The 22712-nt window shown below is 39.7% G+C and carries 24 protein-coding genes; 15 read left to right on the top strand and 9 right to left on the bottom strand.

Going from position 1 to position 22712, the window contains the following annotated elements; all coding sequences use genetic code 11:
* Nucleotide 1 precedes the first annotated feature (1 nt).
* A complete protein-coding gene (locus tag AC07U8_RS17710) occupies nt 2-877 on the bottom strand; it encodes a metal-dependent hydrolase (protein ID WP_004723993.1) in 876 nt (291 codons plus the stop codon).
* Nucleotides 878-1031: 154 nt separating this feature from the next.
* On the opposite strand from AC07U8_RS17710, the gene AC07U8_RS17705 reads away from it, so the two are divergent.
* Nucleotides 1032-2066, top strand: coding sequence for an AraC family transcriptional regulator (locus AC07U8_RS17705; protein WP_034614608.1), 1035 nt, complete (start codon nt 1032-1034; stop codon nt 2064-2066).
* A gap of 158 nt (nt 2067-2224) precedes the next feature.
* On the opposite strand, the gene AC07U8_RS17700 is transcribed toward AC07U8_RS17705, so the two are convergent.
* Complete coding sequence (locus AC07U8_RS17700; protein ID WP_239044911.1) at nt 2225-3556, bottom strand: Na+/H+ antiporter NhaC family protein; 1332 nt, start codon at nt 3554-3556, stop codon at nt 2225-2227.
* Nucleotides 3557-3977: 421 nt separating this feature from the next.
* Between AC07U8_RS17700 and trpA the strand changes: the two genes are divergently transcribed.
* Genes trpA through AC07U8_RS17680 form a run of 4 tightly spaced genes read left to right on the top strand, consistent with a single transcriptional unit; the run spans nt 3978 to nt 7961 of the window.
* On the top strand, nt 3978-4781 hold the full coding sequence (gene trpA / locus AC07U8_RS17695) for a tryptophan synthase subunit alpha (RefSeq protein ID WP_004723986.1): 804 nt from the start codon (nt 3978-3980) through the stop codon (nt 4779-4781).
* Nucleotides 4778-5674 (top strand): acetyl-CoA carboxylase, carboxyltransferase subunit beta, encoded by an 897-nt coding sequence (gene accD, locus AC07U8_RS17690; RefSeq protein WP_004723984.1) that lies wholly within the window; start codon nt 4778-4780, stop codon nt 5672-5674. The genes trpA and accD overlap by 4 nt, the downstream gene beginning before the upstream one ends.
* A complete protein-coding gene (folC, locus tag AC07U8_RS17685; protein WP_270386005.1) occupies nt 5671-6960 on the top strand; it encodes a bifunctional tetrahydrofolate synthase/dihydrofolate synthase in 1290 nt (429 codons plus the stop codon). The genes accD and folC overlap by 4 nt, the downstream gene beginning before the upstream one ends.
* Nucleotides 6951-7961, top strand: coding sequence for an SPOR domain-containing protein (locus AC07U8_RS17680; protein WP_034614613.1), 1011 nt, complete (start codon nt 6951-6953; stop codon nt 7959-7961). Before folC ends, AC07U8_RS17680 begins: the two co-directional genes overlap by 10 nt.
* A 10-nt stretch (nt 7962-7971) precedes the next feature.
* Here the strand turns inward: AC07U8_RS17680 and AC07U8_RS17675 are convergent, their stop codons facing one another.
* The 6 genes from AC07U8_RS17675 to AC07U8_RS17650 form a co-directional block, all read right to left on the bottom strand.
* On the bottom strand, nt 7972-8577 hold the full coding sequence (locus AC07U8_RS17675) for a dual specificity protein phosphatase family protein (protein ID WP_270386008.1): 606 nt from the start codon (nt 8575-8577) through the stop codon (nt 7972-7974).
* Entirely contained in the window at nt 8570-9388 is an 819-nt protein-coding gene (locus AC07U8_RS17670; RefSeq protein ID WP_035370685.1) for an MBL fold metallo-hydrolase, read from the bottom strand. Before AC07U8_RS17670 ends, AC07U8_RS17675 begins: the two co-directional genes overlap by 8 nt.
* 107 nt (nt 9389-9495) lie before the next feature.
* On the bottom strand, nt 9496-9951 hold the full coding sequence (locus AC07U8_RS17665; protein ID WP_270386011.1) for a hypothetical protein: 456 nt from the start codon (nt 9949-9951) through the stop codon (nt 9496-9498).
* Between the two features lie 32 nt (nt 9952-9983).
* Nucleotides 9984-10241 (bottom strand): hypothetical protein, encoded by a 258-nt coding sequence (locus AC07U8_RS17660; protein ID WP_494738348.1) that lies wholly within the window; start codon nt 10239-10241, stop codon nt 9984-9986.
* Nucleotides 10242-10307: 66 nt separating this feature from the next.
* Nucleotides 10308-10925, bottom strand: a complete 618-nt coding sequence (locus AC07U8_RS17655) for an L-threonylcarbamoyladenylate synthase (RefSeq protein WP_004817743.1) — start codon at nt 10923-10925, stop codon at nt 10308-10310.
* 84 nt (nt 10926-11009) lie between these two features.
* Nucleotides 11010-11672, bottom strand: a complete 663-nt coding sequence (locus tag AC07U8_RS17650) for an elongation factor P hydroxylase (RefSeq protein ID WP_244014012.1) — start codon at nt 11670-11672, stop codon at nt 11010-11012.
* A 97-nt stretch (nt 11673-11769) separates the two neighbouring features.
* Between AC07U8_RS17650 and AC07U8_RS17645 the strand changes: the two genes are divergently transcribed.
* The 6 genes from AC07U8_RS17645 to lysM all read left to right on the top strand — a co-directional run bounded on the left by AC07U8_RS17645 (nt 11770) and on the right by lysM (nt 15574).
* Nucleotides 11770-12333, top strand: coding sequence for a YceD family protein (locus AC07U8_RS17645; protein ID WP_004723966.1), 564 nt, complete (start codon nt 11770-11772; stop codon nt 12331-12333).
* A gap of 74 nt (nt 12334-12407) precedes the next feature.
* Entirely contained in the window at nt 12408-12593 is a 186-nt protein-coding gene (rpmF, locus tag AC07U8_RS17640) for a 50S ribosomal protein L32 (RefSeq protein WP_004723964.1), read from the top strand.
* A gap of 166 nt (nt 12594-12759) precedes the next feature.
* Entirely contained in the window at nt 12760-13746 is a 987-nt protein-coding gene (fabD, locus tag AC07U8_RS17635) for an ACP S-malonyltransferase (RefSeq protein ID WP_004723962.1), read from the top strand.
* Entirely contained in the window at nt 13743-14477 is a 735-nt protein-coding gene (gene fabG / locus AC07U8_RS17630) for a 3-oxoacyl-ACP reductase FabG (protein WP_004723960.1), read from the top strand. The genes fabD and fabG overlap by 4 nt, the downstream gene beginning before the upstream one ends.
* An 86-nt stretch (nt 14478-14563) precedes the next feature.
* Nucleotides 14564-14800 carry an acyl carrier protein gene (acpP, locus tag AC07U8_RS17625; RefSeq protein ID WP_004723957.1) on the top strand — a complete coding sequence of 79 codons (237 nt, stop codon included), beginning with the start codon at nt 14564-14566 and terminating at the stop codon, nt 14798-14800.
* A 300-nt stretch (nt 14801-15100) separates the two neighbouring features.
* A complete protein-coding gene (gene lysM / locus AC07U8_RS17620; protein WP_004817740.1) occupies nt 15101-15574 on the top strand; it encodes a peptidoglycan-binding protein LysM in 474 nt (157 codons plus the stop codon).
* Nucleotides 15575-15789: 215 nt separating this feature from the next.
* On the opposite strand, the gene AC07U8_RS17615 is transcribed toward lysM, so the two are convergent.
* Nucleotides 15790-16428: a peroxiredoxin gene (locus AC07U8_RS17615; RefSeq protein ID WP_096735080.1), complete on the bottom strand. Its 639-nt coding sequence runs from the start codon at nt 16426-16428 to the stop codon at nt 15790-15792.
* Between the two features lie 335 nt (nt 16429-16763).
* On the opposite strand from AC07U8_RS17615, the gene secA reads away from it, so the two are divergent.
* The 4 genes from secA (at nt 16764) to nadA (ending at nt 22601) form a co-directional block, all read left to right on the top strand.
* The gene (gene secA, locus AC07U8_RS17610) at nt 16764-19481 is read left to right on the top strand and encodes a preprotein translocase subunit SecA (protein WP_004817738.1); all 2718 of its coding nucleotides are present in this window, start codon (nt 16764-16766) and stop codon (nt 19479-19481) included.
* Between the two features lie 150 nt (nt 19482-19631).
* Complete coding sequence (locus tag AC07U8_RS17605; protein ID WP_494738347.1) at nt 19632-19994, top strand: hypothetical protein; 363 nt, start codon at nt 19632-19634, stop codon at nt 19992-19994.
* A 169-nt stretch (nt 19995-20163) separates the two neighbouring features.
* On the top strand, nt 20164-21384 hold the full coding sequence (argJ, locus tag AC07U8_RS17600; protein ID WP_270386027.1) for a bifunctional glutamate N-acetyltransferase/amino-acid acetyltransferase ArgJ: 1221 nt from the start codon (nt 20164-20166) through the stop codon (nt 21382-21384).
* A 149-nt stretch (nt 21385-21533) separates the two neighbouring features.
* A complete protein-coding gene (gene nadA, locus AC07U8_RS17595; protein WP_004817734.1) occupies nt 21534-22601 on the top strand; it encodes a quinolinate synthase NadA in 1068 nt (355 codons plus the stop codon).
* Nucleotides 22602-22712: the final 111 nt, after the last annotated feature.

The raw sequence follows: 22712 nt of genomic DNA, 5'->3' as shown, positions 1-22712 counted from the left end.
GCTATAGTCCAGCCTGCCAGAATGCTTCACCTGCTTGAATAGGATCATTGGTTTCAGCCATCGTATCGACCCAAACTTGATATTGTCGAATTACAGGGTGTTGGCTCGGATGAAAATCTTTTTTAAACCAGTCCAAATATTCATTTTTCATTGCAGATAAAATCCCTTTTTTACCGAAGAACCAAGGCAATCCTTGCGTTGCCATTTTTAAACGTTCTATACGGCTGAATCCATCATGTTTAAGCATGATATTGGCACGGTAGAGGGTGAAGTTGAACATCATTATGGTGGTAAAGGCTAAAGCAAATCGACGTAAGTTGTCGGGGACCTCACCAACTTGTTGCATCACATCAAAGGCGACATCTCGATGTTCCATTTCTTCAATAGAATGCCATGCGAGTAAGGCTCGGACATAAGGGTGTGCTTCAGATAAGGTTGCTTTATGGCGGTAAAATGTTTCTGCCATCAAAGCGGTGAGATGTTCAGCAGCAGCTGTCATCGCAATATTGTATTGAGGCGAGCGTTGGCTCAATTCAAATTTAAAAATCTTACTTAAAAGTTGGATAAATTGATCGACAGGCATGCCTTGATCTTTCATAACCTGATTCATTTTGTCATGCGCAATACCATGTTGGGCTTCTTGACGAATAAAATCAGCAACACGTTGTTGTAAATCTGGATCGGTGATTTTGTCACGGAAGAGTCGGACACTTTCTATGAAATAGCGTTCACCATCTGGGAAGGTCAGACTGAGTGCGTCAAATAGTCGTGTGCGGAATGGATCTCCACCAAACCAGAAGCGCGGTACTTCCTCAAGTTTAAAGTTGAGCTTGGTTCGAACCACTGGATCGACCTGATATGTAACTAATGCATTCATTTTATTTTACTTGCATCACTGTTGATGATTTCAGTATGTCGGGATTTTGCAAGTTTGTTTTGACAGATATTGCCATTTTTTATACATTTTACGACAAAATGAAAATTTGCAATGTCAATTTTCTAAGTTAAAGGATTAAAAAGAGTGCAAGACGATGCAGGAATTACAGATCCCAAATGGTTATTTTCATCTCTGGCAGATGTATCTGTCTGAACGAGGGATTGATCTTGCGACGCTTGATTTCTTACAAGCGGATGAAAAAAAACATTTAATTGGAATTTTGTCACAGCCGATTGATACACAATCTTCCTATTTCTTCTTTCATCAACTGATTGAAAAAACCAAACAAGCGCTAGATTGCCCTCAGATCGTTTTTGAAATGGCAGAATATGTGCGACCTGAGCATTTTGGTGTTTTGGGCTATATGGCATCACGAAGTACAACCGTGGCAGAAGCTTTACAAAATATTATGCGCTTTAGCCGTTTGGTGATTGATGGTGACGAAGTTATTCCAATGCAAATGCAGCTCAAGGGAGAATATGTACATTTAATTTGGCCCTTTCATCATGAAAAATATATTCTTATTAACGAATTTACCAATGCGTTAATGATGCATCTCGCGCGTAAAATTGTACCGCCAAATCAATTTCCATTGCATGCGGTGCATTTTGCTCATGCACCACAGATGGCAATCTATCATTATCAAAAGTTCTACGGCTGTGAAGTCTCTTTCCATCAACCGCAATATAGTTTTGTCTTAGCCTCAGCAGGTTTAAATTTAAAAATCCAACAGGCAGATCCATCCTTAATGCAGCTTTTGGTCAAACAAGCAGAGGAGGCTATTGCGTCTAAACCTCGCTATGAAACCATTGCTCAACGCTTACATTTGATTGTGGCAGAATATTTAAAGTTAAAACAACACGCCCCAAAAATCGAAGAACTTACTCAAGAACTTCATATATCCACACGGACTTTACAACGACAGTTAAGTGACTTACAGACATCGTTTAAAAAAATTGTAGAGATTGAAAGGATGAAGCGTTGTGAGTTTTTATTGGAAAGCCACATGCCGTTCAGTGAAATAGCGATGCAGTTAGGTTATTCAGATCAGTCAGCTTTAACCAGAGCATATAAGGCCTTTAGTGGGCAAACCCTGCTCGAGAAAAAACAACAGTTGAAGTCATCGTGAAAAACTGTGTAAAGAAAGTATACTTTAAAAACCAAACACTTAGATAGTATCGCTGCTATCTAAGTATTTGGTATGATTGTGATTTTTTAATTTATGCTCAAAACACAGGTTGATCTGATTGTTGAATTGGTTTTTTAAAACCATGATTCAGCATGATTTTAAGTTGTCTTTAACTTGGGAAATCTAAATACGATTGCCAAGACTGCAAATATTGCCAATACCCAACAATAGTAAATCGAACCAATCAGCTCAACAGGGGACAGTTTGGCAATTGAGCATGCAAGTAATAGTTGTGCACCGTATGGAATCAAGCCCTGAACCACACAAGAGAAAATATCCATAAATGCGGCTGCACGTTTGGGATCAACAGCATATTCTTTGGCAACTTCTCGTGCCATGTCTCCAGATAAGATGATGGCAACCGTATTATTTGCGACAAACACATTTGAGAAAACCACAAGGAAGCTAATTCCAATTTCTCCCGCACGTTGTTGACCGATTTTAAATCGACGGGTTAAGGCGTAAATACGTTGAATTAACCATTCTAAACCGCCTTCTTTTTGCATAATGGCAGATAAACCACCTAAGAACATAGAAAGTAAGGCAACCTCAAACATACCCACAAAGCCATCATAAATAGCGGCATTGTATTTAAGTAGGGTAAATTCAGGATTTTCAATGATGCCAAGACAACCCGAAAGTACTATTCCGATGGTCAGTACTGCAAGTACATGTAAACGTGTAAATGCTAAAAAGAACACGATTACATAAGGCAAAATAAGCCATAAGTTATAACTTTTATATTCAATAGTTTGTGCATGATGACTGGTCAAAATGTAAACCAATATAGTGATAATCGCAGCAGGCAGTGCAATCCAGATATTCACTCGAAATTTGTCACGCAGTTCTACATTTAGACTTCGAGTTGCTGCAATGGTGGTGTCTGAAATCATGGATAAGTTATCACCAAACATTGCCCCACTGACCACAGCACCAATTGCATAAATGGGCTGAATATCCGTTGCTTGAGAAAAACCAAAAGCAATCGGCGCACATGCAGCAATGGTTCCCATCGATGTTCCCATTGCCGTGGCAATAAAGGCGGAAATGATGAAAAGCATCGGCAGGACAAATTCAGATGGAATAATTGATAAACCAAATTGAACAGTGGAGTCCACACTACCGATGGCACTGGTTACGCTGGCAAAGGCACCTGCAAGCATAAAGACCATAAACATCAAAATTAAATTGGGATGGCTTGCACCATGCAAAAATGTTTCTATAGCGGCATTGATTTTCCCTCTATACAGCAGGATGGCTAAAATAATTGCAGGAAGAGCAGCAATAGGGGCTTTCACTTGATAAAAAGCAAACTCAGTACCAATGATCGTGTGATAAATACCACTGCCTAAAAAAATGGCTAAAAAAACAATAAGCGGCAAGAGCGCAAGCACGCTGGCTTGCACTTTAGCCTGAGAATGTGTGGTCATAAGAGGAGATAAAAAATCAGAATCCTGACTAGTATAAACAGCTTTTGCAATTTCTGAAAAATAATTAAGTGATGTAGGTGATAGGGTGTTTGGCTGTAGAGTGATGATTTAACTTTATTTTTTACTCATAATGATATTTTTTTACAAGCTTGAAAATAGGTAGCTTTGATCATTGTCCTCAACTTGAAAATAGCGCTAAATGTATCCATGGGTTGTTTTATTATTTGTGATATAAAACAAGATACGCGAGAGCGACTATGTGACTCTATCCTTTGAGTAAAAAATAGCGTTACAATGCAGTGTCTTGTATTTATACATTTGGATGATTAAACCGTAAATAAATCCATTTTGAATTTATTTACTGGTGTTTAATGATCTAAAAACTCCTCAAGTTTGAACAATTCAAGGAATGTACAATCCTATGTCACGTTTAGCCACTCGTTTTGCACAGCTTAAATCTCAACAGCGTAAGGCTTTGGTTTCTTATGTTATGGCGGGTGATCCTCAACCACATGTAACCGTACCATTGTTACATCAAATGGTTGCAGCAGGCGTAGACGTAGTTGAACTTGGATTGCCATTTTCCGATCCTATGGCAGATGGTCCAGTGATTGCACTTGCAGCAGAGCGCGCTTTAGCTGCGGGTACCAATACCTTTGATGCCTTGAATATGGTTAAAGAATTTCGCCAAAAAGACACAACAACGCCAGTTGTTTTAATGGGGTATTTAAACCCTGTTGAAGTGATTGGTTATGAAAAGTTTGTGGCTTATGCGAATGACTGTGGTGTTGATGGTGTACTTCTTGTGGATTTACCACCTGAAGAAGCACAAGATTTAGATGAAGTATTGCAAAAGTACAATATGGATCAAATCTTCTTGCTTGCACCAACCTCTACCGATGAACGTATTCAGCATGTAGTGAAACAAGCAAGTGGCTTTATTTACTATGTGTCTCTAAAAGGCGTAACGGGTGCAGCAACATTGGATACAACGGAAGTTGCAGCACGTATTGAAAAAATCAAAACCTTTACCGATATTCCAGTTGGGGTCGGTTTTGGGATTAGTGATGCCGCTTCTGCAAAAGCAGTAGGTCAAGTTGCTGATGCAGTGATTGTCGGAAGTGCTTTTGTCAAACCATTTGCAAATCTTGCACCAGAACAAGCTGTTGAAGCAGCAGTGAATAAAGTCAAGGAGCTTCGAGCCGCGCTCGATGAGTTAGTATGAATCAAGAAGTGAAATCAGGGAAAATCCTCAGCGCAACAACGCCGTGGACAGATCGTACAGTTCCAGGCATTCATATGCCTGACCAACAACAAACACTCAAAGCGACGTTTACAGAACCAACCATTGAGTGCCCTGAATGTCATGCACTCGTGACTCGTACTGCAATGTCTTTCAATGCCTATGTTTGTCCATCATGTGATGAACATTTGAAAATGAAAGCACGTGATCGTTTAAATTGGTTTTTTGATAATGTGACCACTGAACTTGGTCAAGAATTTGCTGCAAAAGATCCTTTACATTTTGTAGACAGCAAGCCTTATCCAGAGCGTATTAAAGAAGCGCAGGAAAAAACAGGTGAAACTGAAGCCCTTGTAGTGATGCAAGGTCAAGTTAAAAATATTGCAATGGTTGCATGCGCATTTGAATTCGACTTTATGGCTGGATCAATGGGTACTGTGGTCGGTGACCGTTTTGTACAAGCTGCTGAAAAAGCGATTAAAGACAAGCAACCACTGATTTGTTTTGCTGCTTCAGGTGGTGCTCGTATGCAGGAAGGTATGTTGTCTTTGATGCAAATGGCGCGAACCTCTGCGGCGATTCAAAAAATCAAAGATGCGCATCTTCCGTATATCGTGGTATTAACCCATCCAGTGTATGGTGGTGTAACAGCATCATTGGCAATGTTAGGTGATGTACATATTGCTGAACCTAAAGCGATGATCGGTTTCGCGGGTAAACGTGTGATTGAACAAACAGTACGTGAGAAGCTGGAAGAACCGTTCCAACGTGCGGAATTTTTGCTTGATCATGGTGTAATCGATCAAATTGTTCATCGTCACGCATTACGTGATACTGTATATCGTATTGTAGCGAAACTGATGAATTTGCCTTGAACAACCAAACAGCACCTTTAAATACTGATGATTTACAAACATGGCTCGATTATTGGAGCCATGTTCACGTTACAGGGATTGATTTAGGCTTAGAGCGCGTGATTCCTGTGGCAGAACAACTCGGGGTGATTAACCCTAAAGCCAAAGTGATTACCGTTGCTGGAACAAATGGCAAAGGTTCAACCACAACAACTCTCGCTGCGATTTTGAATGCGCAAGGGTTGAATGTTGGTTTATACCAGTCTCCACATATTTATCGTTTTAATGAACGGGTTAAGCTGGCTGGACAAGAAGTTAATGATCAAACTTTGATTGATGCTTTTGTTGCGGTTGATCAAGCCCGCCGTATTTGTAACTTATCTTTATCTTTTTTTGAAGCCACGACTTTGGCTGCATTTGTTATTTTTAAACAAAAACAATGTGATGTTTGGGTACTTGAAGTCGGTCTTGGTGGTCGTTTGGATGTGGTCAATGTGATTGATCCAGATGTGGCTGTGATTACCAATATTGGTTTAGATCATACCGATTGGCTGGGCGATACGATTGAAAAAATTGCTTATGAAAAAGCCGGTATTATCCGAGCAAATATCCCTGTTATTTTTGCCGGCGCACAAGATATACCACAAGCGATACAACATAAAATACAAGAAACCAATGCCACGCTGTATGCGTTAAACCATGACTATTTTTATGACAACTCAGAAGATGGTCAATCTTGGAATTTTGCAAGTTCAGGAACGACGTTAAAACTTCCTTTGGGACATTTGGCACTGGAAAATATTTCTACGGCTGTCGCTGCAATTTTGGTGAGCGGTTTAACGGTTTCACAACAGGCGATTTCGCAAGGTATTCAGAACGCACAATTGTCAGGGCGCTTTGAAATTAGAAAAATACACGATAAAACAGTAATTTTTGATGCGGGACACAATCCGCATGGTGTAGAATTTTTGTTAAAGCAATTGCGAAAATTCCTAGAATACAATAAACAGTACACAGAAGTTGTCTCTGTTTTTTCAATGTTGTCCGACAAAGATGTAGATTCTGTGGTCAAGTTGTTGAAAAATACTGTATTAAAGTGGAAAATTGCACCGTTAACTGTGCCTCGTGCGGCATCATTGGAACAATTACAAACTGCTTTACAGCATGAGACAGTTGAACAGTTTGATTGTGTACAAGCAGCATTTCAATCAGCGCTTGCAGAAACCAATAATAATCAGCTGATTTTGGTGTGTGGTTCATTCCATACCTTAGAAGCGGTCTGGGAGTATTTAGACGAATGTCAATGAATAACAAACAACGCTGGATGGGTGGTGTTGTTTTATTAAGTGGTGGTGTTCTATTGGCGGCATTGCTTCTAAAAGGTAAAGAAGAAATCCACCAAAGCCAAGCAGAGACACAGCCGACAAGCCAAGCTCAGCAAAATAAAGCGACACCTGCAGGTGAGCCTGTACAATTGCAGCCATTGACTGTCGATGTTGCGACTGAAAAACGTCTGTTAGAAGAGCAGAAGCGTGCCCGTGAAAAAGCGGTTGCTGAACAAGAAGCAAAAGCAGCAGATTTTTTACGTACGCAACAACAGGCAGAAGCAGATGCTGCACGTAAAGCAGCTGAAGAGTATGCCGCTGCAAATGCAAGACGTGGTGCAGCTGCTGCGGCAGCACAGGAAGGGGCTGATATTCCTCCTGAGCTGGTACAGGATGAAAAAGCCAAAGCACAACAGAAAGCAGCAGAGCAGAAAAAACTTGAACAGCAAAATGCTCAATTAAAGCAAAAAGCTGATGCTGAAAAAAAGTTAGCTGAGCAGAAGCGTCAAGCTACCGCAGAGGCAGATAAAAAAGCCGCTGAAGAAAAGAAACGTAAATTAGAAGAACAACAAAAAGCAGATGAAAAACGTAAGCTAGATGCTGAAAAGAAAGCCGCTGCTGAGAAAAAGCAAGCGGAAGACAAGAAAGCAGAAGCGGATAAAAAGCACAAAGCACAAGAAGAAGCAAAGAAAAAAGCGGAAGCTGAAAAAGCACGTGATTTGCTTGAAAATGGTGATAAGCAATGGATGGTACAAGTTGCGCTTGCCGCCAATGAAGCCAATGCAGATGCTGTCGCTGCTAAACTACGTGCCAAGGGCTACAAAGTGACCAAGAGTCCAACCTCAAAAGGTATTCGTATTATGGTTGGACCATCGAAAGATCGAGAGACTGCGGATTCAGCACGTAAGAAGATCAATTCTGATGCGAGTCTAGGCATGAAGTCGGCTTGGGTAATCGAGTGGGTACCTCTAGACCGACGTTAAACGCTATGAGTTAGGTATTTGTGGTTAAAGATGGATTCGCGAGCTGCTCACGGATCCATTTTATATTTTCAGGGGTAAAAAGTTTTTCAATATTGCCCCAGATTGGATGAAAGCCATAACCGCCATGCTTCATTTCATTTAAAGCATTATTCACAGACCAGTTCTCAAAAATAATCCGGTACATTGCAACACTTGCCCCAGTACGATCAGAACCATGATAGCAATGGATTAAAACCTTCTGGTTGTGGGCTTTTGCGATTTGAATTGTTTTCATGACATTGAGTAGATCATGACGATCAATTGCCCAAGTATTGATCGGGATATGAACCAATTGAAAATTCTGTTTTGAAAAGACGGTTTTATCTTTATTGCGACTTCTTAAATTAATTACCATATCAATTTGATTGGTTTTTAACTCAGGAATAAGTTCAGCACTGGGTTGTTCACTACGAAAAACGGTGTCACTGATCCGATAAAAATTATACTGTGGAGCAACGATAGTTCCCCATTGCTTTGGACGCTCATGATCTGGAAGTGCAGCAGTTGTCATACAGGCTGAAAGCTGTACGCTGAGTGCGAAGATAGTGGTATAACGTAATAATTGAGATTTAAGCATGTTTTAAATATCGGTCTAGTTCAACAGGATCGTGGGCACAGATAATTTCAATTTTTGCTTCATTCTGTGCAAGCTGTTGCAGTTGTGATAATGTTTTTAAGCGCAATGTATTATCTTCCGCTAGGAGATATTCAATTTTGTCGAGCGCGCGTAATTTATTCTTAGGGTTGAGTTCTAGATGATTAAAATAAGCATCGCCACAGAACAATAACCATCTATCTTGTTGTTTGATTGCTATACCGCAATGCCCTACAGTATGACCGACTAAAGGAATCAATAAAATTTCATCATTGAAAATATTAAAACCTTGAACTTTTTGGAAGTTAAACCATGCTTCGCCGTTTTTAGGTTCAAGAAAATTCCAGTAACGATGATTTTTAAATTGTTGTGGTCGATAACGCAATTTATTCATGACTGAAAGTTTTTGTGCTGCATTAAACTCACTAGATAAGATGTGCACTGTGGCATTGGGAAAGTCTGAAATACCACCTGCATGATCTAAGTCTAAATGACTGACCAAAATATGTTGAACATCGGATGGTTTAAAACCCAATTGTTGAATTTGAGAAATGGCTGTGAGATTGAAATCAGCTTGTATGCCACTGATTTTAGTAAAAGCTTTACCTAAACGGGTTTGTGGATGTAGGTAGTCTTGCATCCCAAAACCGGTATCGACCAATACAAGACCTTTGTCTGTTTCAATCAATAGGCAATGGCACACCATTTTGCCATACAAACCTTTTTGTCCGTATAGTGGTGCACACATCGGACACATGGTTCCACAATGTAAATGATGTACCTTATAAATCATAATTAAGCATTTGTTTTTAGGATTGTGCTTTGTTTATAAACTGAATTGAGAAAAATACCAATCTAAAAATGCAATTGTTGTGTAATTGATAGATCTCAAATCACAGCTCATGGAATGGTGATTTTTAAGCGTTTACGTGTTGAAAAACCAGAGCCGTTGTTTCCCCAGACTGAAACAATATAAGTTTCATTTTTTAATAAACACGGTTTTGCTGTGGGGTGTTGGAATGCACTTCCCCAAATACTCAGTTCATCATTGATCCCTTTTTTGAGCCTGATCTGTTGCTTATTATTTGCTTGATGAATGCTTACTTGATGAGTATTAACCTGTTGCCGATCTTCAGGGTGAAGCATGTGGGGATGTTCAATTTCACAAAGAAGAGTATGATTTTGTATAGATTGAATTTTTAGCTTATTGAAACCTAAATAATATTCACCTAAGAAAATGTTTTCTAAAATGATTTCATGCTGTTCACGATAAATATGAACATTAGGTGATTTAATAAAGGGATAACTGATAACTAGCCCAAGAATAATGACCAAGACATAAAGAATTTTTTTCATATTTAATCTAAGTTTTAAAGAAGTTAAATAATTTAATTTTTTTCAAGGGCATGTTCGATAATTAAATAGCACATCTCTCTTAAACAAATATTTCGAGTTTCAAACTGCAAGACCAAGCGTTTTAGTTCATTGACTGCTAAAAAGAACTGAAAATTTTTTGCTAAGGAATTTTTAACGAAAGAGACATGTAACACAGTAACTTGTGATTCCGGTGTCCAAGGCTTTTCAACAAATAAAATTTGATCATTTTGTACATTATTAATATTTAATAATGTGGTGAATAAATCCATCGCATCTTACTTCTATCAAGCCTTGATTCTTTAATCACTCATCAATGATTAAATGCAGTTCGGTGCTTATTCAAAAGCGCTTACATCACCTACACCACGACGGATAATTTCAGGGTTCGCTCCTGATAAATCAACGATACTGGTGGTGGTTAAGGTACCTAAACCACTGTCAATAAACACATCAATACGTTTTTCCAATAATTGTTCAATATCGTAGGGATCATCCATTGGTGCATCTTGACCAGGTAAAATCAAAGTACTGGTCAGTAAGGGTTCTCCCAACTCTTTTAATAGCATCTGACAGACGGGATTACTTGGAACACGTAAGCCGATGGTTTTTTTCTTGGGATGCATCAAGCGTCGTGGAACTTCACTGGTTGCGGGTAAAATATATGTGGTTACGGCTGGGGTATTGGCTTTAAGTAGACGATACATTGCATTGTCTACTTTGGCATAGGTTGCAATATCAGATAAATCTGCACAGATAATTGCGTATTGATGCTTTGCCCCAAGACCGCGGATCTGAGCAATACGCTCCATTGCACTTTTATTTCCAATCTGACAGCCGATTGCATAAGCCGCATCAGTTGGGTAAACCACAACATCACCTGCTCGAATTCTTTCGACTGCTTGGCTGATTAAACGTGGTTGAGGATTGTCAGGATGTACTCTTAAATGCAGCATATTTATTCTCCTGATTTATTGTTAATTCAATTATTACTTGGGAAAGTAAATCGTTGCAATCAATGTTTTAAAAAAATTACGGGTTTAATCAAGATCGTTACGATTAAATTCAGTGCTTTGTAATGTTTTGCCACCTCGAGTACATAGACAAATACACTGAATGAAGTGTTTTGCATCGCGTGGAAGTTTGGCTTTACCTGAAAAAAAATCCTGAACTTGTGCATAAACACTGTCTTTAAATGTCGAGCCGTCACCACCTTCACCAGTCAGATTATCCAGCGAAACTCGAAATTTTCGTCCAAATGCTTTGGAAAATAACCATTCAATGGCTTGAGGCTTGATTTCAACCTGCTCAAATAAGGCTTGTTGTTCAGCTGTACGACCATCGGGTGCATACCAATAACCGAGATCAGGCAATAAACGGCGTTGTTCTCCGGCAATGCTCCAATGACTGATTTCATGCAGGGCGCTGTTGAAAAAACCATGTGCAAACTGAATACGGGCAGGGTTGTGTTCGCTAGCAGGGAAATACTCTGGTTCAAAATCACCACGAACAAGCGTCACATTTAGGTGGGAAAACCAGTGATTAAAGTGTAAGATAAGCCAATCAACGTGTTGCACTTCTGTTTGTAAGTTAGCCCATGATAAGCGTTGCACATCGGCGGCTTGCAATGTGTTTTCAGAAGTTGAATGCGTATTGAATTGTAATGAAGTAGTGACTTCAGGTTGCGGCTGCAACTGATGCATGGCTTGTATTACTCAAGAGATCTGTCTAAATAAGTACAAAATTGTATCTTAATCTTTGACAGAGTACTTATGAATTTGTAGAATTGCCGCCTTAATTATGTCAGCAAATACCTTTCCGGCACAGATAGAGCCGTTTAAATGGGCTGAACAAGGCTTTACATGGTCAGGTACCCTGCCATTGTCTCGCTTTGTTCGTATTTCCCGTGAAGCTGTTGGATCAATTGATGATCAATTGATCAATATAGACTGTAAGCTATCAATGGATGCGTATCATCGTATTGTTTGGCTAGATGGTCATGTAGATACTAAAGTTCCAATGGAATGTCAGCGTTGTCTGGATTCTGTTGAAATTACACTAGTTTCTGACTTCCATTTGGCTTTAATAGATGATGAGTCACTGATAGAGCGCTTGGATGAGGATGCTGATTTCATCGTACTAGGTGAAAGTGAAGCAACAATTAAAGGGGATTATTTAACCAATACTCCTTCGACTGTTGATTTACTTGCACTTTTAGAAGATGAATTGTTATTGTTGATGCCTCTGTCTCCTAAGCATGACGCTTGTGAACATAAGCATCAACCAGCCGTTCAGGACACTGTTGAAGAAAAACGGGATAATCCGTTTGAAGTTTTGGCAGGTTTGAAGGGTAAACTTAACTAAATTTTGTGTTATACTGTTAAGTTAAGACAACCGAATTTGTTCTGATCCATTTTTTCGATTTGTAAGGAGCCATCATGGCCGTTCAGCAAAACCGTAAAAGTCGCTCTCGCCGTGACATGCGCCGTTCACATGACGCTTTAACCGAGAATGCATTAACTGTAGACCAAACTACTGGTGAAACTCACCGTCGTCACCACGTGACTAAAGATGGTTTCTACCGTGGTCGTCAATTATTCGCTAAAGCAGCTGATGCTGAATAATTGGTGAACTATTAAGCGCAAGCTTAGTAAAAAAATGGGAGCGAAAGCTCCCTTTTTTTGTTTTCAATGACTGGGTTTTTTGTTGTATTTCGCAATTAAATAAATTTTTTTTTAATGTAAAATTGCGCCATCGGAAACGATCAAGATTAAATAAGGGACTTTTTATATGTCTGCCAAACGACTCGAACAAGCAGCTCAAGCAACAAAAACTGCATTTTTGTTTCCAGGTCAAGGTTCACAAAAAGTGGGTATGCTTGCTGAACTTGCAGAACAGTTTAGTGGTGTACAAGAAACCTTTACTGAAGCATCAGATGCCATCGGTTTTGATTTATGGCACATTGCACAAAGCGGTGAAGGTTTAGATCAAACTGAAAATACCCAACCTGTTTTATTGACAGCAAGTATTGCTTTATGGCGTGTATGGTTAGATCTTGGTGGTGTTGTACCAAAATACCTCGCAGGTCATTCATTAGGCGAATACAGTGCTTTAGTTGCTGCAGAGTCGATGACTTTGGCAGATGCAGTCAAGTTGGTAAATTTACGCGGTAAATTGATGCAAAGTGCTGTGCCTCAGGGGCAAGGCGCGATGGCGGCTATTCTCGGTCTAGATGACGCGAAAGTACTTGAACTGTGCGAGCAAGCCAATGTTCAAGGCCGTGGTTCTGTTGAAGCTGCAAACTATAATGCACAAGGCCAAGTTGTTATCGCAGGTGATAAAACTCTAGTCGAAGCTGTCATGACCGTTGCCAAAGAAAACGGCGGTAAAGCAATTGCATTACCTGTATCTGTACCATCACATTGTTCTCTAATGAAACCTGCTGCCGAACAGTTTGCAGAAGCTTTGGAACAAACTGCCATTGAGCTACCAAGCATTCCTGTAATACAAAATGTCAATGCTGGAATCGCGACAGATACAAGCCAATTACGCTTAGCATTAACAGCGCAATTGTATCAGTCAGTACAGTGGACTAAAACCATGCAATTCATCCAAGACCAAGGTATTCAGTATGTTGCTGAATGTGGTCCAGGTAATGTATTGGCGAATTTAGCAAAACGTTTACCAAATATCGAAAAAGCATTTCCACTCGATACACAAAGTCGTATGGAAGATGCACTGAATGCTATCTTAGTGGCTGAAGGGAAAATTGCATGACACAAGAACGCAAAGTCGCATTAGTGACAGGCGCGAGCCGAGGGATTGGTGCTGCCATCGCTCAGCAATTGATTCAAGACGGTTATTTTGTTGTAGGTACGGCAACATCAGCAGCGGGCGCAGAAAAACTTTCAACAGTTTTTGCTGAAAATGGTGCAGGTGCATTACTTGATGTACGTGATGGTGCTGCAATTGATGCATTGGTATCTGACATTGAACAAAAATATGGTTCAGTGATGATACTTGTGAACAATGCAGGGATTACCAAAGACAATTTATTGTTACGTATGTCTGAAGATGATTGGGACGATATTCTCAATATTCATCTTAAAGCTGTATTCCGCTTATCTAAACGTGTATTGAAAGGCATGACCAAAGCGCGCTTTGGACGCATTATCAATATCAGTTCTGTTGTTGCGCATTTTGCTAACCCAGGACAAGCCAACTATTCTGCTGCAAAAGCAGGGATTGAAGCTTTCAGTCGCAGTCTTGCAAAAGAAATGGGAAGCCGTCAGATTACAGTCAACTGTATTGCGCCTGGTTTTATTGCAACAGAAATGACTGAGCAGTTAAGTGAAGATATTCGCAAAAAAATGAGTGATCAAGTTGCGTTAAACCGATTTGGTCAACCAGAAGATATTGCAAATGCAGTAAGTTTTTTGGCTTCTGACAAAGCCAGTTACATTACAGGCACAGTATTACACGTAAATGGTGGTTTATACATGGCGTAATGCGATGTATAAACTTTGAAAAAAGTAAATATTCAATTAAACTATCAGGCAATTAAAAGCCGCCACAAGCAATGAGGAGAATTCCTGTGAGCGATATCGAACAACGCATTAAACAAGCTGTTGCAGAACAATTAGGTATCAAAGCTGAAGAAATCAAAAACGAAGCATCTTTCATGGATGATTTGGGTGCTGATTCTCTAGACCTAGTAGAACTTGTTATGTCTTTCGAAAATGACTTCGACATCACTATTCCAGATGAAGATTCTAACGAAATCACAACTGTTCAATCAGCTATCGACTATGTAACTAAAAAACTTGGTTAATGTGTTGATTGTATAGCACGTTGTTGTTATACGTAAAAAGACCACCTTTAGGTGGTTTTTTTATGCCTGAATTTAGCTGTGTTGAGTGCATGCATGCTTGGCGATCCTTAACCTAAAAAAGCAATTAAATAAGTTTAAAATCAAAAGCATTGGTTACATACCGTTACCTTTTTATCACCAATGACAACGCACACCCTGACGCTTTTTCGCTATAAAAATAGAGTTCTTAAATTTGTATAACAGTTCACAGTAATACATTCTCAGTAAAACAATTTTCAATAATGATATGGAGTACGACATATGGGTCTTTTTGATTTTATTAAAGGAATTGGCAAGAAAAATACTGCACCAGCTGAGCCACAAGCGGCACCAGCAACGCCAGCAGAACCATCTGCACAAGAAATTGCCAATAAGTTGTTGGGGCACATTAAAGCGTTAGGCTTGCCAGTAACAGGGCTTTCTGTAAGTTATAATAGTACTTCTGATTTGGCCACGATTCACGGTCAGGTACAAACTCAGGCTGATAAAGAGAAAATCATTCTTGCTGTGGGGAATATCGACCATGTGGCGCAAGTTGATGATCAAATGACAGTGGCAGCACCTGAGCCTGAAAGTAAGTTTTATACGGTTAAATCAGGTGATAATTTGTCTAAAATTTCAAAAGAATTTTATGGTGATGCCAACCAATATAATAAAATTTTTGAAGCAAACCGCCCATTGTTAAAAAATGCGGATGATATTTTCCCAGGACAAGTTTTACGTATTCCTGCATAACATTTGTTCGCTGATCTTTGATCATAAAAGGCACTTCGGTGCCTTTTCTATTTTTAAATGATTTTGTTTTTATTTTAGTATTTGTTGTTTGGTGTATTTTGAAGGAGAAAAGAATTTCGTTGCAATCAGTGGATCTTAAAAAAAAGACCACATCAAGCTTGGATGTGATCTTTTGGAGTTAGTTAGCTCTAATCTAAAAAATTCAATATTGCATATTATTTATTAGGTTGTGGGGTAAGACGAAGATAAGGCTTAACCGCCGTATAACCTTTTGGGAAGCGTTCTTTAAGCTCCGCTTCATCTTTGATCGACGGGACGATGACAACATCTTCACCATCTTGCCAGTTTGCAGGTGTGGCAACTTTATAATTGTCAGTTAGTTGTAATGAATCAATCACACGGAGAATTTCTTTAAAATTACGTCCAGTTGATGCAGGGTAGGTAATGATTAAGCGAACTTTCTTATTGGGATCAATAATAACTAAAGAACGTACGGTGAGGGTTTCGCTGGCATTTGGATGAATGAAATCATACAGCGTCGATACCTTACGATCTTTGTCTGCAATGATTGGAAAGTTTACAGTGGTATTTTGTGTTTCATTGATGTCGTTGATCCAACCTTTATGTGATTCAACATCATCGACTGAAAGGGCTATGGCTTTTACCCCACGCTGTTCAAACTCATCTTTTAATTTTGCGGTATAGCCCAACTCAGTGGTACATACTGGCGTATAATCGGCAGGGTGTGAGAATAAAACACCCCAACTGTCGCCTAAGTAATCATAAAACTTAATTGGACCTTCACTAGATTCCTGAGTGAAATCTGGTGCAATGTCACCTAATCGTAAAGTCATTTTGAAACCTCAATATCTAAAAATGTTGTTTGTTATTTGGCTCGTCCAAACTACTATTACCCAGTTTTTTTATAATTAAAAATAGTGTTTTTGTATTTCTTTATGAAGAAAATAGATATTAATAAAAGAAGCATATGAAAAAAACATAGAATTGATCTCTACCTCACTGCAAATATCGGTTAAATTTGCTACATTAATGCGCCTTAGTTGATACGTGCTAGAACTAATCGTCAGATTTTTTTGATTGGATTTGTGCAAAACCCTTGTACTTCAAATTTCTACCACCATAATATCGTCTGAGAAAAATTTATTTCACAAAGATTTAGAGAGTTTATATGTTGGCAAGTCTGATCGGAGGAATCTTCGGTACTAAAAACGAGCGCGAACTAAAACGTATGCGTAAAATTGTCGATAAGATCAATGCGCTCGAGCCGACGACATCTGCACTCAGCGATGCAGACTTATCTGCAAAAACTGAAGAATTCAAACAAAGATATAAGAAAGGTGAAAGCCTAGATAAATTAATGCCAGAAGCGTTTGCGGTGTGTCGTGAAGCAGCAAAACGTGTCATGGGTATGCGTCATTATGATGTGCAGCTCATTGGTGGTATTACTTTGCATGAAGGAAAAATTGCAGAAATGCGTACAGGTGAAGGTAAAACCCTGATGGGTACTTTGGCTGTATATTTAAATGCAATTAGTGAACAAGGTGTTCATGTCATCACGGTCAACGATTACTTGGCACAACGTGATGCTGAATTAAACCGTCCGCTTTATGAGTTCTTGGGTTTAAGCGTTGGTGTAATCTATTCGATGCAATCGCCGATAGAGAAAGCTGAGGCATATCGTTCAGATATTACTTACGGTACCAATAATGAATTTGGTTTCGATTATCTGCGCGATAACATGGTTTTCTCTATGGCAGAGAAAAAGCAACGTGGTTTGATTTATGCGATTATCGATGAGGTCGATTCGATCTTGATCGATGAAGCACGTACACCGTTGATTATTTCGGGTCAAAGTGATGACTCATCACAGCTTTATGTTGCAATCAATAGTATTCCACCAAAGTTGCATGCTCAAAAAGAAGAAAAAGTCGCAGATGGCGGTCATTTCTGGATTGATGAAAAGCAACGCCAAGTTGAAATGACTGAAGTCGGTTATGAAACTGTTGAAGATGAATTGATTAAAATGGGCTTGTTGGCTGAAGGCGAAAGCTTATATTCACCATCAAATCTAAATCTGGTTCATCACGTGTCTGCTGCAATTCGTGCACATTTCCTTTATCAACGTAATGTTCACTACATCGTACATGATGGTGAAGTAATCATTGTCGATGAGAATACTGGTCGTACCATGCCAGGTCGTCGTTGGTCTGAAGGTTTGCACCAAGCTGTTGAAGCCAAAGAAGCGTTAGATGTTCAACCTGAAAACCAAACTTTAGCAACAACCACATTCCAGAACTATTTCCGTTTATACAAAAAGCTTTCAGGTATGACAGGTACTGCTGATACTGAAGCTGCGGAAATGAAAGAAATTTATGGTTTGGATGTGGTGCTTATCCCAACCCATCGTCCGATGATTCGTAATGACCAAAACGATTTAATTTATTTAAACCGTAATGGTAAATACAACGCAATTATTGAAGAAATTCAGAAAATTCATGAAGCAGGTGTTGCACCTATCTTGATTGGTACTGCAACTATCGAGGCTTCAGAGATTTTATCTGATAAGTTACGAGATGCGGGTATTACCCACGAAGTCTTGAACGCTAAACAACATGAGCGTGAAGCAGACATTATTGCTCAAGCGGGTTCACCGCGTGCAGTGACCATTGCAACCAATATGGCAGGTCGTGGTACCGATATTTTGCTTGGTGGTAACTGGAAAGCAAAACTTGCCAAAATTGAAAACCATACTGCGGAAGATGAAGCTCGTCTTAAAGCGGAATGGGAGCAAAACAATGAAATGGTGTTAAGTTCAGGTGGTTTACACATCATCGGTTCTGAACGTCATGAATCACGTCGTATTGATAACCAGTTGCGTGGTCGTTCTGGTCGTCAAGGTGATCCAGGTGTTTCACGGTTCTTCTTGTCATTAGAAGATGATTTGATGCGTATTTTCGCGGGTGATCGCGTTGTTGCAATGATGCGTGCGATGGGACTACAAGAGAATGAAGCCATTGAGCATAAAATGGTGTCGCGTTCTATTGAAAATGCACAACGCAAAGTTGAAGCACGTAACTTTGACATTCGTAAAAACTTGTTGAAATACGATGATGTAAATAACGAACAACGTAAAATTATTTACTCTCAACGTGATGAAATTTTAGAAGAAAGCTCACTTCAAGATTATATTGAAGAAATGCATCGTGAAGTCGTAAAAGGCTTAATCGAAACCTATATTCCACCTGAATCAATCCATGATCAATGGGATATTCAAGGGCTTGAAAATGCATTGAATGAAGACTTAGGCATTAATCTTCCTGTAAATCAATGGTTGGAAGAAGATCGTCGTCTTGATGAAGAAGCCTTGGTTGAACGTATTTCTGATGAGATTGTCACACGTTACCGTAATCGTCGTGAACAAATGGGCGATGATACTGCTGCGACACTTGAACGTCACTTTATGCTGGGTTCTTTAGATCGTCACTGGAAAGACCATTTGGCTGCGATGGACTATTTGCGTCAAGGGATTCACTTACGTGGTTATGCACAAAAGAACCCTGAACAAGAATATAAGAAGGAAGCCTTCAATTTATTCGTCAATATGCTGGGTGTGATTAAGTCTGACGTGGTTACTGATATTTCTCGTGTGCATATCCCAACACCTGAAGAGCTTGCTGAAATGGAAGCTCAACAACAGGCTCAAGCTGAATCTATGCGTCTTAACTTTGCACATGATGAAGTGGATGGCTTAAGCGGTACGGTTAGTAATGAGATTGTTGATGCACAATTCACTGATAGTGATGAGATTGCAGCACCAGAAAGCCGTAATGCACCTTGTCCTTGTGGTTCAGGTTTGAAATACAAGCAATGTCACGGCAAAATCTAATTGAGTGAATAGACCCTGAAAAGTGTTACAAAAAAGCAGAACAATTGTTCTGCTTTTTTTACAAGTTATTACCATGCGTTAATTTTTATTGCAGGAAATGTGATTAAGTGGTATTAAGTTGCTCAATTGGAAAAGATCTTTGGGAAGATAATGAAAAAATTATTAAAACCTTTATTTGTTGCAACTTTAGCAGTTCCAGCATTGGCATTTGCAGATACGGCACCACAAACGACGACAATGGAAAAAGTACAAGCTGCTACAGGCGCAGTGACAGCCCAAGCAGAAGTAAAAAATGAAACCACGACTGTAATCAGTCCACGTACTGGTATTCGTTATACTTTAGGTAATACAGGCGGACGCCCAATTATTTTAAAAACTGCGGCGATTGCAGCGGTAACACCTGCTACGGTTAATCGCGTTGTTGCTTCAAATCCAGCATTGTCAGTATCTAGTCAAGAAAAAGTAAAGCAAGCATTATTGGCTGCGGATACCACGACTGCTGTTCAACAGTAATATGTTGCTGATGTAATGAAAGCCAGTATATTTACTGGCTTTTTTATTTTATATTCAAATGAATAAGCTTTTCTTATAGTAAAAATAAATAAGCATTTTAATAAGCTCGATTTTTATAGAGAATTCTAATAAGCTGTATTTTCATTTTAATTCATGTGGACATTTGAAAATGGCTGTTGGTGACGTGTCTATGCCGCATATGCATGTGGTACAAGGTGTAAAAATTGGCTCTGCTGAGGCGTATGTCCGTTATCCAAATCGACGAGATTTAGTTATTTTTGAATTTGCACAAGGTACCAATGTTGCGGGGGTATTTACCCAAAATGCATTTTGCGCAGCGCCAGTTCATGTGTCGAAAGCGCATTTAGCACAAGCTAATCCACGATATTTGGTCATCAATACTGGGAATGCTAATGCAGGTACAGGAAAATTGGGTATGCAAAATGCACAATTGACCTGTTTAAAACTTGCTGAGTTAGCGCAGGTAGAAGAATTTGAGGTATTGCCATTCTCTACAGGGGTCATTGGCGAACAACTGCCGATTGAGCGTTTAACGCAAGGTTTACAGCCCGCACTAAATAGTTTGAATGACGCTTCATGGACAGATGCTGCGACTGGGATCATGACCACGGATACCACATCAAAAGGCGCCTCAGAACAGTTCGAGCTTGATGGTATAACGTATACAATGACTGGGATTTCTAAAGGTGCAGGCATGATTCGCCCCAATATGGCGACCATGCTGAGTTTTGTTGCAACCGATGCGCCAATTGCACGAAATCTTGTGCAAAAAATGTTAAAAATTAGCGCAGACCAATCATTTAACCGGATTACTGTGGATGGTGATACTTCTACCAATGATTCATGCATCTTTGCTGCAACAGGCATGGCTGGCGGTGTAGAAATTAGCAGTGAAGATGATGCACGCTATACGGTGGTCTTGGATGTTTTATCGCGTGTGATGAAGCGTTTGGCACAACTGATTATTCGTGATGGAGAAGGGGCAACCAAATTCATTACTATCACGGTTGACGGTGGAAAAGACACACAAGAATGCTGCGATATTGCTTATAGCATTGCTCATTCACCATTGGTTAAAACGGCAATTTTTGCGTCTGATCCAAACTGGGGGCGTATCCTTGCTGCGATTGGTTATGCTGGCGTGAAAGATTTGGATGTTGAAAAAATTCAAGTCTGGTTAGACGACGTGCAAATTTGTAAAGATGGTGGTGCCGCTGAAGACTATACCGAAGAAGCTGGTGCACGGGTAATGTCACAGACAGAAATGACCATTCATGTAAACCTTGGTCGAGGACAGGCCAAAGATACGGTCTACACCTGTGACCTATCCTATGATTATGTGAAAATTAATGCGGACTATCGTTCTTAACTACTGATTTTTTAAGGAGCCTCATTCGTGAGGCTTTTTTATAACAAAACATTTTTCGTGGTGAATTTATGTGCGCTAAACCGTACAATCAATTCACAAGTGTATAAACGCTAGCATGATGCCAGCGACAAGGAAAGAGAAGACCTCTTATGAATGATGCGAATAATTTAATTGCCAACGAAGCAAAATCGGTTGTGCAAGCGCATTTAGATCGTTTAGGTGAACCTAAGGACAATAGTCTGAGTCCAGCGGTAAAACAGCAGAAGTTTGCGCAAATTAAAGCTGAGTTGCAAAAGAACAATGCTGTTTTGGTGGCACATTATTATTGTGATCCAGATGTACAAGAACTTGCGGAAGCGACAGGTGGTTGTGTTTCTGATTCTTTAGAAATGGCACGTTTTGGACGTGATCATGAGGCATCTACTCTGGTGGTCGCTGGGGTTAAATTTATGGGAGAAACCTCAAAAATTCTTTCTCCTGAAAAAACAGTCCTTATGCCAACTTTGGAAGCAACCTGTTCGCTTGATCTCGGTTGTCCTGTAGATGAATTTACCGCATTTTGTGATGCGCATCCTGAGCATACTGTTGTGGTCTATGCCAATACCTCAGCAGCAGTTAAAGCACGTGCAGATTGGGTAGTGACTTCAAGTTGTGCTGTAGAGATCATTGAACACTTAGACAGTTTGGGCGAGAAAATTATTTGGGCACCAGATCAACATTTAGGCCGTTATATTCAAAAGAAAACCGGTGCTGATATGTTGCTTTGGGATGGTGCTTGTATCGTGCATGAAGAGTTTCGTGCCCGTGGTATTGAAAAGATGAAAGCGCTGTATCCGAATGCAGCTGTATTGGTGCATCCTGAGTCACCAGAATCCGTGATTGATATTGCGGATGCGGTGGGAAGTACCTCACAACTGATCAAAGCAGCTCAAACATTGCCACAAGACACTTTAATTGTGGCTACAGATCGTGGCATTTTCTATAAAATGCAACAAGCTGTACCGCATAAGACCTTGATTGAAGCACCTACAGCAGGTGAGGGTGCAACTTGTCGTTCTTGTGCGCATTGCCCGTGGATGGCAATGAATGAATTAGATGGTATTTTGGCAGTTTTGCAAAAGGCCGATCAAGAAATATTCGTAGATGCTGCTTTGGCTGAACGTGCTAAATTACCTTTAGATCGTATGTTGAACTTTAGTGCTCAATTAAAACGATAGAAATTGTATAAAAAACATCTGAAATGTTTGATTAATATACATTTGACGTGTTTTTTTAACTTTTTTTCAAGATAGGTGTTGACGTCTTGTGGCGTCACGCCTAGAATGCAC

The sequence above is a fragment of the Acinetobacter sp. GW821-FHT01E09 genome, from assembly GCF_059422385.1.
The sequence above is the reverse complement of the archived record's forward strand: the minus strand, read 5'-3'. Positions and strand labels throughout refer to the sequence as shown.